The following is a 13,649-nucleotide window of genomic DNA, read 5'->3' on the forward strand; positions in this document are numbered from 1 at the left end:
CATAATAAAAAAAGCCACAGAGAAAAATCTTTGTGGCTTTTTTATTTATGCAATTGGAATTACTTCTCGTTCTTGTCGGCTAATAACTTTTCAAGCAAGCTGATTTGCTGCTGTTGTAAATGAATCAGGTCCTGCCACTGCTGCTCACGCAAGCCATCCAGTTTTTCATGGAGCAGTAAAATCTCTAATTCTGCTTTTAAATTCACTTCGTAGTCATGTTCTGCCTGGCGGCGGTCAATTTCCGACTGCCGGTTTTGCGACATCAGGATAATCGGTGCCTGGATCGATGCTAGCATGGATAAAAACAGGTTGAGCAGAATATAAGGATAGGGGTCGAACGCACTGTTGCTACGCAGCAGGATTACGGAATTCAGGATCACCCAGCTAATCAGGATCAGAACGAAGATGAAAATAAAGGTCCAGGAGCCGCCAAACCGCGCCATGGCATCGGCAGCGCGCTGGCCGCGGCTGGGTGTTTCGTGAGTGTGATGGGCGGCCAGGTTGCGCGACACCGGATGGCGCTCAGTCATGTGCCGGGCGACGCGTTGCATATGCTCATCCATGGCCTCGTACTGCGCGCCCATCAGGCCTTCTGCAATATGATGCTTGCGGAGTGTCATACGTAACGTCCTTAATAATTATGTTTTTTGAATTACGATATTAGGGAATTTTGCGCTGTGATCGAGGCTGGCAATGGCGATCTTGCTCGCGGCTTTGCGCGCGATTTCTTTATAGCTTTGTGCCACTGCACTGTCGGGGGAAGCAACCACGGTAGGCTGGCCGCCATCGGCTTGCATGCGGATGTTAATATCCAGCGGCAGGCTACCCAGTAAATCTATATTGTAATCACTGGCCATCAGTGCGCCGCCGCCTGTACCAAAGATATGTTCTTCATGGCCGCAGTTGGAGCAGATGTGCGTACTCATGTTTTCGACGATGCCCAAAATCGGGATGCCGACTTTCTCAAACATTTTCAGGCCTTTGCGCGCATCGAGCAGGGCAATGTCTTGTGGCGTGGTGACAATAATGGCGCCAGTCACCGGGATTTTTTGCGCTAATGTCAGTTGGATATCGCCAGTGCCTGGTGGCAGGTCAATCACCAGGTAGTCCAAGTCTTGCCAGCGCGTGTCACGCAGTAGTTGCTCCAATGCGCCGGTGACCATAGGGCCGCGCCATACCATGGGGGTGTCGGTGTCGACCAGGAAACCTATGCTCATGGCCTGGATGCCGTGCGCACGCATAGGTTCTATGCTTTTGCCATCGGCGCTATCCGGGCGGCCGGAAATACCCAGCATCTGTGGCTGGCTAGGGCCGTAAATATCAGCATCCAGCAAGCCCACAGTAGCCCCTTCGGCGGCCAGCGCCAGCGCCAGGTTAACTGAGGTGGTGGATTTGCCGACGCCACCTTTGCCCGAGGCTACGGCAATCACATTTTTGACGTTAGGCAATAAATTCACGCCACGTTGTACGCCATGCGCCACGATGCGGCTGCCAACATTCACCGTGATCCTGGCAATGCCATCTATGGTTTTCAGCGCGTCAGTCACTTGCTGGCGAATTGGTTCCAGCTGGCTTTGCGCAGGGTAGCCCAGCACTACATCGAGGCTGACATCATTGCCATTGATCTGAATGTTCTTGATCGACTTTGCACTGACAAAGTCTTTACCGGTATTGGGGTCTATGCAAAGTTTTAATGTGCTTTGAATGATAAGTTCGCTAATGGCCATGCTTGAGGTTCCTGCGGTAATGCCTGAGTAATTAGATCGGGTATTTTACCGCATTGGTGTGCATTCGTCATGCCGCGCCGGAAGCGGCATATCGACTGCTTGTGTACTTGGCTTTTGATAGTGGTGATGAAAGGTATCAAAGCAATGTGCCCAGCTCCACAGGCTGCGGGCTGTTTGGCGAATCGCCTGCTTATCCAGCATCTGGCAGCGGATGATGGCTTGTTTGAGGTCGTGATGCAGAATGCCTGAGAATCCTTGTTCAACCACGTCTCTGGGACCGGTGACATCAAAAGCGGCGACGGGCAAGCCGTTGCACATGGCCTCTATCATGACCAGGCCAAAGGTGTCGGTACGGGAAGGGAAGGCAAATACATCCTGTTGTGCATAAAGCTCGGCTAGCTGCTGGCCATATTGGTAACCAACAAAATGCACGCGTGGATATTTTTGCCGGAGCGCTTCTAAATAAGGGCCGTTACCCGCAATCGTGATGTCAAACACATCCTGGTATATACATAAGGCATCCAGGTTTTTCTCTTTGCTGACACGGCCCACATTGAGAACCCGCAGTTTATCCGCGGGGAGTGGCGTCTGTGAGGGGCTGATTAATTGTTCTGATACACCACGTGACCAGATCACCAGGTGATGGAAACCCTGGTTGAGCAATGTCTGGCGCATGCTTTCTGTCGTGACAAACGTAGTGAGCGCACCCCGGTGAAACCAGCGTAAATAGGCGTAGGTCCAGCGCGGCGGGATGCGCCACATCAACGCCAGATACTCCGGAAAGCGTGTGTGGTAAGCCGTGGTGTAGGGCTTTTGATTTAATTTGCACCAGTGCCGCGCCACCAGGCCCATCAGTCCTTCAGTTGCGATGTGCAACTGGTTGGGTTGCAGGCGGTTAAGGGTGCGCCAAAGGCGGAACGGCTGCAAGTTGAGCTGGATCTCCGGGTAAAACGGCAATGGCATCCAGCGGTATAAGCTGGGATGCAGCACCCGGAAGCGGATGTTACGTGACCTGGCAATCCGGCGCAGGTTTTTATAGGTGGTCGAAACGCCATTGGTCTGCTGGAAGGTATCCGTCACAATCAACATTGTTCACTGCGCTCCAGGGCTGGGGGTGGAGCTATCTTGCCGAGCTTGCGTGACGGGATTATGACTGTCTGTGTTTAACCGATCATGGCGAATATGATAACGAGCCAGTTTGAGGGGCTGTTGTCAGCCCGGTGTAAGTTTAATGGGAGCGCGGGTAAGCACTATGTAAGAAAGGATGGGTAAGGTGGTTCGTGTCGACGGCAGTAAACGTTTTTGGTTTTAATATTTGGAGAATACTCATGAACAAACTCTTTGTACTCACTCTTCTTGCGCTTAGCTACACCAACCATGCCAGTGCTGACACCCTGTTGCAAACCGCAGAGCAAGAGGGCGACTTTAAAACTTTTTTGCAAGCAGTCAAAACCGCTGGTTTGGAGGGCGCGCTGAATGATAAGGGGCCGATCACCTTATTTGCCCCTAACGACGCCGCGTTTGCCAAGCTACCCAAGGCCAAACTCAAGGCGCTGATGTCCAACCCGGATCAGCTCAAGAAAGTGCTTTCCTATCATGTTTATCCTGGCAAAATCACCCAGGCGGACGTGAGCGCGGGTAAGGTGAAGTCATTGGAGGGCGCTGATTTACAGTTATCGGTCACCGATGGCGTCAAGGTAAATAACGTAAAGGTCGTTGGTGATGAAATCAATGCCGATAATGGTGTGATTCATACAGTGAGTGCTGTGCTGATGCCTAAAAGTTAACTGTTTAGCAAAGGATTGAGTCAAAATGCCTCGCTTAGCGAGGCATTTTTCTAGTCGGGGACAAAATGCCAATTCAAGCTAAACCAGACCCCGCGAGGTGCACCTGGTGCAATAAAGTTAGTGCTGAGCCAATCACCTGAGTTGTGGTTATACCCATCTGGGCCGATAGCACCATTGATGCTTGGCGAGAAGGGGTTACGCCCAAGTCGACCTGCGCTGAAATACTCTTTGTCAAAGAGGTTATTAATGATCATGGTCGCTGTCCATTCTTTGTTAAACTTGTAGCTGGTTTGGAAGTTAAAGGTTGCGTATCCATCCACTTTTCCGGGATTGCGTGTGGGGGGGAGCCTTAAAAAGGCTGTTCCGTCGGGATTTACAATGGCACCTGGTGTTGTGTTAGCAACTTGCACTAATCTGACCACACCTGGTTTGTGCTCATTATTTTCATTGCCTCTCAAATAGCTGTCCGAGTGCACAACTGCACTCAACCCAACACGCCAGTTGTCCGTAACGTCGTATGACATGCTTGCATTGAGGTTATGCAAAGCCACACCGGGAATTTTACTTCCGGGTTTAACCGTAATTTCACGTAAACCAAACCCAGCGTCAGATGCACTGCTGTTGTCGTTGCTGAACATTTTAAATTTATCCTCAAACGTAGCATCATTTAAGCTGTAATTAAGATTAAAGCGTAATTTATTACTTTGACCCGAAAGACCCGCCTCAATACCGCGTCGACGCGTTCTGCCTATCGTGTCAAAGAAACCTTGTCCGTTTGCTACAGAAACAAAATAAATATCGTCTTTTAAATCAGTTTGAAATGTACCTAAATTCCATTGTAAGTTTTCAATCCCAAATAGTTGGTCAAAGCTACCGCGCATGCCGATGTCATAACTTGTGGATTTGATTTGAGGTAAATAAGGGTCGCCAGATAAGGTGGTTGGTAATGAACACTCGCGGTTTTCAACAACGCTTTTGTAAAATCTCGGATCTCCTGGAATGCCACCAGCAACAGTGGTTTTATCTAAAGCGCACCCTAGCTCAATGACGCTGGGCGTTCTCGTACCTTTTGATACATTTGCATAAATGTTTAGATTATCTCTGGCCTGCCACGTCGCGCCAACTGAGGGGTTGAATGAGTAATAACTGAATTTTTCTGTTTCAGCAGGGTCGAGCACCTTTGAAAGGTCAAGTGGGCGATAGCCAAATTGATAGTTTTGGCACTCTGCATCTGTTCTACAGATATCCCAACCATTGGGTTGCGATATCAGCTGATACAAATCAAACGCACCGAATCCATAGCGTGTCGCGACTGTATTTTTTGTTTTTGTGCTGTTGTAGCGCCCCGAAAAATTGAAGTTCCATTCCTTTACAGGCGTCCATGTCTCACTGAAGTAAATGCTTTTTGTCGTGTTTGTGCCACTAAAGTCATTATTAGCCACTGGAACAGAAGCAGCCGTCCATTGCGGGTGCAATAACTCTGGTGCAATAAAACCACGCCGATCTGCGTCCAGCACACCGAGTTGTTGGGTGTTTGAGTACTCTGCAGAGGCTGCATCGATAGAGACACCTACCATCAGTTTGTGATGATCTAAATTCCAGTTGAATTGAACAGAAGCCCCATCTATGGATTGTTTTATCTGATTATTGGTAATAATTGCTGTGGGTGTCCCTTCAACAACCCCAGTTCCACCATCATAAATACCATCCACTCTTTTTATGATTGGTTGACCATTTTCATCCAGTTTCACTAGTCGAATTCCGCTACCGCCATCTAAATTTGAAGAAGCAATACATGCTTGCTGGTTGATGGGTGCAGGCACAATCATATAATTTTTATACACCACGCCATTCTCAACGGAATAGTAAAAGTTATCCGTAGCAAAAAATGGATCTATCGAGTTGTCCGCGCCTCCATTTCCGAAATAATGATTGAATGAGACGGATGAACCGGGTTCACCATTGCTTGAAATTGGTGGTGGTGCAATCGCTAAGTCAAGTTGATCGCCTTGCGTCACAAATTCTTGAAGAAAATTATTGGCATTTTTAAATATTTGAACCAGTCTTGCCTCGGCGAGAGGGTTGGTGATCGGCTTGTTAAACACGATATTCGGAAATAAGCCAGCTGCGAGCGCCTGATCTAAAGTGGCTGTGTCGGTAATTCCACTTGTGACAAATGGATCAGCGAAAAAGTCTGATCCGTCGCCTGGAGGGTCAACCGTTGTTAAAATGTAGTAGTTAGGCAAACCGTTTGCGTTTGAGGATTGATATAAACAGGTTGTTTGTTCACTGGCATCAGGTATGCGTCTGTCGAATGGCCCCGTGTCATCTCCCGCAAGGTCTGTATAAGCATCTGCGCCAATTTGACGCCTATCACTGTTTCTTCGATACACTTGCCCGGTCACGCTAAAAGTGTCGCTTACCTGAAACGCACCCGATAATTGAAATTGTTGTAGCCGATTTTTTGTTTCGTCCTCTGACGTAAATGAAGCGTTTCTGTCCTGTCTATACATTTCACTGGGTAATAGACCATTACCCACTAAATCATTGCCAACAAGGAGTGTGCTGAGGTTTAAGTCTAGCTTGTCTCCACGATAACTCGCCTTCCCAAAAAACTGGTTGACCTTGCTAGGGGAGTTTTTGCGCCATCCATCTTCTAAAAAGAAATTACCGGCGCCAAACAAACCAACAGTACCGTTATTCCAGCCACCTTCGACTTGCAATTGTTTACGTCCAAACGATCCCGTTAAAATATCTGCATCTACGCCCGCATGATTAAAACCATCTTTGGTTTTCATGGAGAAGGCACCGCCTAACGTGTTTAGCCCAAAAATAGGGTTTGATCCGGGGAAAACATCTACCCCAGCAAGTGCATTCATAGGAATCATGTCCCAGTTCACCACGTCCCCGAAAGGTTCATTTACGCGAATACCGTCAAAAAAGACACTAAGACCTTGTGGTGTGCCGATCTGTGGGCCTGCGGTAAAGCCCCGGTACTGAATATCCATTTGAAACGGGTTGCCCTGGTAATCATTCACTGTGACTGACTGCAGTTTGCGGTTCATCAAGTCAGTGAGGCTTAAAGAGTGCGCTTCTTTAATCTCTTTAGCTGAAATGCTCTGAACGTTGCCGGGAATCTCTTCTTTGGTTAATCCCAAACCCGGTAGAGGGCCAATTTCGTAAAAACGTTTGGCACGAACTTCAACTTTGTCGAGTTGAATGTCTTTAGCTTCAACTTTTGTCACGCGCTGTATATAAAGCGTATTGTCATTTAATTTAGCCTCCAAGCCTGTATTTGCCAGCAGTTTCTGCAACGCTTCTTTGCTGCGCATGGTGCCACTTAGAGCTGGGGCTTGTTTGTCCGAAACAAGCTTATCGTTATAAGTGATGTTTAAACCTATTTTGGCGCTTAAGGCTTTGAGCGATGCGGCCAGCGGTTGAGCAGGTAGGTTGATGGTGATTTTTTGCGAGAGTAGAACGTCTTCTTCTGACTGTGGTAAGTTGGTATTAAGCTCTGCCGCCCATAAAGGGTTGATCCAGGCTGGTTGGTTGCTAAAGCAAGCGGCGATGGCTGCGCCCAGAATCAGTTTTTTTGGTGTGTGCATGTGACTTCCCCGTTATTTTTTGGCTTGTTATTGCCTTAATGCACGGGGCGTCAAAACCCTGATATGTTGATTGCAAAAAAATGTAATGATGTGCGCTTGGCTTATTTGGCTGCGGGGTACGTTTCTAGTTGAATACCTTCTGGGCTGCGGTGCACGCGGACATTGGCGATACGGGGCAGGGTGGCGATAAAGCTGTTGCTGTCTTTAATGGCAACCACGGCGCTGATATGGTCGGTCGAGAGGCCGTCTGCCACGACTGGCATCGAGTTGTAGCGAGTGAGTGTTTCTGCGATTTCAGTCAGATCGGCCTGGTTGAAAACCAGTGTGCCAGTGGTGAATTGAAAGTAATCATGCGCAGAGACATTTTTGCGTGGTTGCAGACGTGATTGCTGCATTTCTGCCACTTGGTTGTTTTGCAAGATGATTTTCTCGTCACTGGTTTTAGATGCGACCTCAACTTTGCCGTGGTCTACGCTGACACGCTCAAGTCTACTCAGTTTGTTAACGGCAAAACGGGTGCCTAGTACGGTGACTTTAATACGGTCCGTTTCTACGACAAATGGTCGGTCTGTGTCTCGTTGCACTTCAAATACAGCCTCGCCTTGCAGCAGGTCAATGTGGCGTTGGTTGCGGTAGTACTTGATTTCAATGCGCGAGTTGGCGTTGAGCGTGACGCGGCTGCCATCGTCCAGCATTTGGGTACTCAATTGGGCGGTGGTGGTCTGCGCAGCTAGTTGTAGCGTGGGTGTGCTTTGCCATGCCTGGTATTGATGTAATCCTGCCCAGCTAATGCAAAGGACCGCCGCCACGCCTGCCACGGTGCCTGCCAGTTTTTGTCGTGATTTCTTGCGTTCGTTGTGTTTGAAAAAAATATCGGCTTGCTTGCCTTGTGCCATGGCTTGCAGGTCGCTTATGGAGTCTATGCCTTGCCAGGCATCGCTGATGCTTGCGTATTCCTGTTGGTGCAACGGATGTTGCATGAGCCAGGCTTCAAACTGGCCACGTTCAGGCGCATCTGGTGCTGCTTCTTGCATGCGGATAAACCAGCGGGCAGCAGTTTCCGAGATTTTTTTATGGGCCGACATAGGCTTATTTGAGAAACTGCTCACGGGCAGTGCGGATATCCAGCAAGGCGCGGATCAGGTGACGCTCAACCATATTCAGGCTGATCCGCATCTGCTCGGCGATGTCTTTTTGTGCATGCCCCTCAATGCGATACATGATAAACACCTGGCGGCAGCGCGGCGGTAAGTCCTGGATGATTTGAGTGACTAGTGCCAGCCTTTGTTTGATGTCTGCCAGGTGCTCAGTTGACACTGAGGCAGGTTCTTCAAGGTCTGCCTGTTGCTGGTAGTCGGCAAAGTAGCTGTCTTTGCGGTATTGCTCCAGTAGCAGGTTTTGCACAATGGTTCGCAGGTAGGCATGTGGCTCCTCGTTGCGATGCGGGCTGGTGGTCAGCGCAAAGCGTAAAAAGCCATCGTGCAAAATATCTTTTGCCTGATGTGGGCAAGCGGTTTTGCGACGGATGCCTGGTAGCAGTGTCGTATACGCCCAATGTAGGTTGATACCATGCCAAAACATGCCGTGTGCGCTGTGAGGTAATGTTAAATGGCAAACCATACGCAAGGATTGTTCCCGCGCCTGTGCTTTATATGGTGATTGATAACTGTTTGTTTAGTCAGCGCTTTTAATACCTGGTTTGGATAAATGGAAATAATGCGATTGGTTGTAATCAGCCAGGTTGGCTTAAACTAGCCAAACCTGAATTAGACAAACCATGTGGAATACATCTGGCTTGATCAAGAATATCTGCCTTTGCCATCGCTCAACTGTGGATGGTTTGCTAAAATGATCGTTTTTATCTTGGTCCAGTTTTCATGACACGCAAACTTCTGGTGACGTCCGCTTTGCCATATGCCAACGGCAGTATTCATTTAGGGCATCTGGTTGAGTATATTCAAACCGATATCTGGGTGCGTTTTCAAAAGATGCAGGGCCATACGGTGCACTATGTCTGCGCGGACGACACCCACGGCACACCAATTATGTTGCGTGCGGAAAAAGAGGGTATCACGCCGGAAGCGCTGATTGAAAAGGTCCATGCTGAACATAGTCAGGATTTTGCTGAATTTCTGGTGCAGTTTGATAACTATTACTCCACCAACTCGGAAGAAAACCGCCAGTTGTCCGGCAATATTTATCGTGCGCTCAAAGCCAACGGCAAAATTGCGACCAAAACCATAGAACAATATTTTGACCCGGTCAAAAACATGTTCTTGCCGGATCGCTTTATCAAAGGTGAGTGCCCCAAGTGCCATGCCAAAGACCAGTATGGCGATAACTGCGAAGTCTGTGGCACGACTTATAGCCCGACGGAGTTGATTAACCCATTCTCGGCCGTGTCTGGTGCGACGCCGGTGCGCAAAGAGACTGAGCATTACTTTTTTAAACTGAGCGAGTGCGCAGACTTTTTGCGTGACTGGACGCGCTCTGGTACCTTGCAAGCCGAAGCCGCCAATAAAATGAGTGAGTGGGTGGGCGAAGTTGGCGAGAATAAACTCTCTGACTGGGATATTTCGCGCGATGCGCCTTATTTCGGTTTCGAAATCCCGGATGCGCCAGGCAAGTATTTTTACGTCTGGCTGGATGCGCCGATTGGGTACATGGCCAGCTTTAAAAACCTGGCTAGCAAGGCCGGCTTGGATTTTGACGAGTACTGGAAAAATGATTCGACGACCGAGTTGTATCATTTCATCGGCAAGGATATCTTGTACTTCCATGCCTTGTTCTGGCCCGCAACGCTGGAATACTCTGGCCACCGTACGCCAACACAGGTATTCGCGCACGGCTTTTTGACGGTGAATGGCGAGAAAATGTCCAAGTCGCGCGGTACGTTTATCACGGCGCGCAGCTACCTTGAGCATGTGAAAAATCCTGAGTATTTACGTTATTACTATGCCGCCAAATTGAATGGCAGCATGGAAGATATTGACCTGAACCTGGAAGACTTTGTCGCCCGCGTCAACAGTGACTTGGTCGGTAAATACATTAATATTGCCAGCCGTACTGCTGGATTTATTCATAAATTCTTTAATGGGCGTGTGTCTGAGCCTCTTTTACTTGGAACCTTTGATAATGACCCGATAAAAAGGCCAGGATTGGTTATATGGCAAATTAAAAAGGAATCTGCGGTTATCTCAAGACATTTTGAGGCTAGAAACTTCAGCCAAGCCATTGTGTCGATTATGAAGCTAGCCGATATTGCTAACGCTTATATTGCGGAAAAAGCTCCTTGGGTGTTAGCAAAGAATTTGAATGATAAGGCAGATGAGTTTGCATTAAGACAGATTTGCTCTGAGTCTTTAGAAATATTTAGATTGCTAAGCATTTATCTGAAACCTATATTACCTAGCCTTGTAAAAAGCGTGGAAAGCTTTCTTAATATTGAACCTTTGATGTGGGCTGATATTGACAAGCCACTAACTCAGGAGCATTTGATTAAAGAGTACTCACATATGATTACCCGCATTGAAGGCAAGCAAGTCGAGGCGATGGTCGAGGCAAACAAAGAGAATCTGCAAGCAGCGACGCCAGCCAAAGCTGAGCCCAAGGTTGAAGCGAAAGCAGAAACTAAGGCGGCCGAAGAAGGCGATTACATTTCGATTGATGATTTTACCAAGGTCGATTTGCGTATTGCTAAGATCCTCAGTGCCGAGCATGTGGAAGGGGCTGAAAAGCTGCTCAAATTGCTGCTGGATATTGGTGAGGAAAAGCCACGCCAGGTATTCGCCGGGATTAAGTCTGCTTATGATCCGGCCACGCTGGTAGGGCGTTTGACCGTGATGGTCGCCAACCTTGCACCGCGCAAAATGAAGTTTGGCATGAGCGAGGGCATGGTGCTGGCGGCCAGTGATGAGCGTGGCGGCCCTTATATTCTGTCGCCAGACAGTGGGGCGCAAGCAGGCATGCGCGTGAAGTAGGGCGAATGTAAAAAGTGAGTGGTGTTGGTCTTGTACTGGCGCCTCTCATATTTGTGCACGGTTGATTGTGCTACATCAAAGCTTTACCGGCCGTTGGCTGTTCTAATGATGTCTAAGAAATCGTAATTTCTAAGAAAAGTGTGTCACCTTGAGCGCGCGTGACACTTTCAGAAAATGGCTAACACATTGATTTATATTATATTCAATCATATAATATAAAGTTGTATATTGTTTGACGGATGGTCCATCACCCAATGGCAAACCCTTTAGCAGCAAGCAGTGCAAACCCCTGGCAAGGGCTGGATATCCAGTCTGAATGGGAGCGATTTAGTCAGCGCGATGCCTCCTCTGCTGAGGTGTGGACCTCTCATGTATGGGTCGATAATATGCACTGCGCCGCTTGCAGCGGGCGTATTGAACAAGCCATCAAACAGCAGCATGGCGTGCTTGCTGTACAAGCCAGCGCTGCTTCCAAACGTGTCCGCGTGGTCTGGGATGCGAAACAAACTTCCCCTTCTCACTGGTTTGCCAATTTAAACGAGATTGGTTACCCGGCATTACCGCTTAACGAATACAGCGCTATTTCGGATCGTACTGTCCAGCAGCGCAAAATGTTATGGCGCCTGGTCGTTGCCGTGTTCTGCATGATGCAGGTCATGATGTACGCCTATCCTACTTACTGGTCTGATAGTAATGATATGGCGCCAGATATGGTGCAACTCATGAAATGGGCATCGTGGGTGCTGACCCTGCCGGTGATGCTGTTTTCTGCCACGCCGTTTTTATCCCAGGCTTGGGCCAGCATCAAGCAGCGCCAGTTAGGCATGGATGTGCCGGTGTCATTGGGCATCCTGGCAGCCTTTATCATGAGCACGCTGGCGACCTTTGCCCCTGGCGGCTGGTGGGGTGATGTGGTTTATTATGACTCGCTCACCATGTTTGTCAGCTTTTTGCTGATTGGCCGCTGGCTAGATGTCAAATTGCGCAACCGCACGGCCGGTGCCCTGGAAAACATGATGCGTCGCTTGCCGCACGCGGTGCTTAAGAAAGATGCCGCCGGTGAGTGGGTGCAAATCGCCGCGACCAATATCAATGTGGGTGATGTGTTATATGTACGCCCAGGGGAAGTATTCGCGGCGGATGGTCTGGTATTAGTTGGCAGCACAAGCGCCGACGAGTCTATGCTCACGGGTGAATCCGAGCCTGTGCTGAAACCGGCAGGTGCCAAAGTCATTGCCGGTGCCGGTAATTTAACCTCTGCCATTGAAATGCAAGTCGAGCAGGTAGGCGAGGGTACGCAGTACCATGCGCTGGTTAACCTCATGGCTTCGGCCTCTACCGAAAAGCCTGGCATCGCCTTGCTGGCAGATAAAGTGGCGCAGCCTTTCTTGTGGGCGGTATTGCTGGCAGCTGTCTATGCGGTGTTTTTCTGGTGGAGCACCGATCCAGCCAAAGCTATTATGTCGGCCGTTGCCGTGTTGGTGGTGACTTGTCCATGTGCGTTATCCCTGGCAACGCCTGCAGCGATGCTCGCCAGTGCCGGTACGTTTGCCAAAGGCGGGGTGTTGATTCGTCGTTTGCAGGCGATTCAGGCGATCAGTGAAATTGACACGATCGTGTTTGATAAAACCGGCACTTTGACTGAAAACTTGCAGCAAGTTGCTTTGGCCGAAAGCCATGCCGCCTGGGATAGACAGTGGTTGCTGGACGTGATTGCCAGCATGAGTCGCGATTCTTTACATCCGGTGGCTCAAGCGCTACATGGTTTTGCTTTGCAGCATGATGCACAAGATCAATTGGTGGTGCAGGATTGGCAAGAGATTGTGGGTGGCGGTATGTCTGCTACATTTTCTGCGCCAAATGGGGCATTACTACCGGTGAAGCTAGGTAATGCAGAATTTTGTGGCATCAGCGACGAACTCGAGAGTGATGCGCTGCGTCAGGTCTATGTCACGACTGGCGAAATCCTGCTGGCGAGACTGACTTTGTCCGAGCAGGTAAAACCACATGCCAAAGCGGCTATTTCACAATTAATTGCACATGGGCTTGATATTCAACTGTTATCTGGTGATAGAATAGCGCCCGTTAAAAACCTTGCAGCGCAACTGGGAATAGCGCGCGCATTTGGGTTACAAAAAGCAGCAGATAAGCTGCAGCATGTAAAGTTGTTGCAACAACAGGGGCGGAAAGTATTAATGGTTGGTGATGGTTTGAATGACGGCCCTGTCATTGCAGCAGCGCATACTTCTATTGCAATGGGTTCCGGCGTCCCTTTGACGCAGGCACAGGCCGATATGGTGGTGTTGGGTAATGATATCGGTGTGCTGGTTTCGCTCATTTCGCATTGTCAAAAAACCATCCTCATCGTAAAACAGAATTTGTTGTGGGCTGCGTTGTATAACGCAGCCGGCGTACCATTAGCGATTATGGGCTTGTTGCCCGCCTGGCTGGCCGGGCTGGGGATGGCGGCCAGTTCGCTATTGGTGTTGCTCAATGCATTACGTTTGACCGACTGGGATAAGTCGGGCTGGCAGAAAGGTCAGGCATAGC

Annotated in this window: 9 protein-coding genes; 3 read left to right on the plus strand and 6 right to left on the minus strand. The window is 49.1% G+C overall.

Annotated features, from left to right (window positions below):
• Positions 1-59 precede the first annotated feature (59 nt).
• The 3 genes from INP79_RS05710 to INP79_RS05720 are packed head-to-tail and all read right to left on the minus strand — an operon-like array spanning position 60 to position 2,816.
• Positions 60-620 (minus strand): DUF1003 domain-containing protein, encoded by a 561-nt coding sequence (locus tag INP79_RS05710; RefSeq protein ID WP_194753282.1) that lies wholly within the window; start codon positions 618-620, stop codon positions 60-62.
• Positions 621-638: 18 nt separating this feature from the next.
• Complete coding sequence (gene apbC / locus INP79_RS05715) at positions 639-1,727, minus strand: iron-sulfur cluster carrier protein ApbC (RefSeq protein WP_194753283.1); 1,089 nt, start codon at positions 1,725-1,727, stop codon at positions 639-641.
• A gap of 45 nt (positions 1,728-1,772) precedes the next feature.
• Positions 1,773-2,816, minus strand: coding sequence for a glycosyltransferase family 1 protein (locus tag INP79_RS05720; protein WP_194753284.1), 1,044 nt, complete (start codon positions 2,814-2,816; stop codon positions 1,773-1,775).
• Between the two features lie 239 nt (positions 2,817-3,055).
• Here INP79_RS05720 and INP79_RS05725 point away from each other — a divergent pair, with 239 nt between their 5' ends.
• Positions 3,056-3,514, plus strand: coding sequence for a fasciclin domain-containing protein (locus tag INP79_RS05725; RefSeq protein WP_194753285.1), 459 nt, complete (start codon positions 3,056-3,058; stop codon positions 3,512-3,514).
• 50 nt (positions 3,515-3,564) lie between these two features.
• On the opposite strand, the gene INP79_RS05730 is transcribed toward INP79_RS05725, so the two are convergent.
• The 3 genes from INP79_RS05730 to INP79_RS05740 form a co-directional block, all read right to left on the minus strand.
• Positions 3,565-7,119 (minus strand): TonB-dependent receptor domain-containing protein, encoded by a 3,555-nt coding sequence (locus INP79_RS05730; RefSeq protein WP_194753286.1) that lies wholly within the window; start codon positions 7,117-7,119, stop codon positions 3,565-3,567.
• 101 nt (positions 7,120-7,220) lie between these two features.
• Positions 7,221-8,204 (minus strand): FecR domain-containing protein, encoded by a 984-nt coding sequence (locus INP79_RS05735; protein WP_194753287.1) that lies wholly within the window; start codon positions 8,202-8,204, stop codon positions 7,221-7,223.
• Positions 8,205-8,208: 4 nt separating this feature from the next.
• The gene (locus INP79_RS05740) at positions 8,209-8,700 is read right to left on the minus strand and encodes an RNA polymerase sigma factor (protein WP_194753288.1); all 492 of its coding nucleotides are present in this window, start codon (positions 8,698-8,700) and stop codon (positions 8,209-8,211) included.
• A gap of 296 nt (positions 8,701-8,996) precedes the next feature.
• Here INP79_RS05740 and metG point away from each other — a divergent pair, with 296 nt between their 5' ends.
• Both metG and INP79_RS05750 read left to right on the plus strand, forming a co-directional pair.
• Complete coding sequence (gene metG, locus INP79_RS05745) at positions 8,997-11,099, plus strand: methionine--tRNA ligase (protein ID WP_194753289.1); 2,103 nt, start codon at positions 8,997-8,999, stop codon at positions 11,097-11,099.
• A gap of 254 nt (positions 11,100-11,353) precedes the next feature.
• Complete coding sequence (locus tag INP79_RS05750; RefSeq protein ID WP_194753290.1) at positions 11,354-13,648, plus strand: cation-translocating P-type ATPase; 2,295 nt, start codon at positions 11,354-11,356, stop codon at positions 13,646-13,648.
• Position 13,649: the final 1 nt, after the last annotated feature.

The organism is Methylophilus sp. QUAN, from assembly GCF_015354445.1.
GTDB lineage: Bacteria > Pseudomonadota > Gammaproteobacteria > Burkholderiales > Methylophilaceae > Methylophilus.

Coding starts and splice junctions, on each gene's coding strand:
- INP79_RS05710 (WP_194753282.1), bottom strand. CDS start 620: ATGACACTCCGCAAGCATCATATTGCAGAAGGCCTGATGGGCGCGCAG.
- apbC (WP_194753283.1), bottom strand. CDS start 1,727: ATGGCCATTAGCGAACTTATCATTCAAAGCACATTAAAACTTTGCATA.
- INP79_RS05720 (WP_194753284.1), bottom strand. CDS start 2,816: ATGTTGATTGTGACGGATACCTTCCAGCAGACCAATGGCGTTTCGACC.
- INP79_RS05725 (WP_194753285.1), top strand. CDS start 3,056: ATGAACAAACTCTTTGTACTCACTCTTCTTGCGCTTAGCTACACCAAC.
- INP79_RS05730 (WP_194753286.1), bottom strand. CDS start 7,119: ATGCACACACCAAAAAAACTGATTCTGGGCGCAGCCATCGCCGCTTGC.
- INP79_RS05735 (WP_194753287.1), bottom strand. CDS start 8,204: ATGTCGGCCCATAAAAAAATCTCGGAAACTGCTGCCCGCTGGTTTATC.
- INP79_RS05740 (WP_194753288.1), bottom strand. CDS start 8,700: ATGTTTTGGCATGGTATCAACCTACATTGGGCGTATACGACACTGCTA.
- metG (WP_194753289.1), top strand. CDS start 8,997: ATGACACGCAAACTTCTGGTGACGTCCGCTTTGCCATATGCCAACGGC.
- INP79_RS05750 (WP_194753290.1), top strand. CDS start 11,354: ATGGCAAACCCTTTAGCAGCAAGCAGTGCAAACCCCTGGCAAGGGCTG.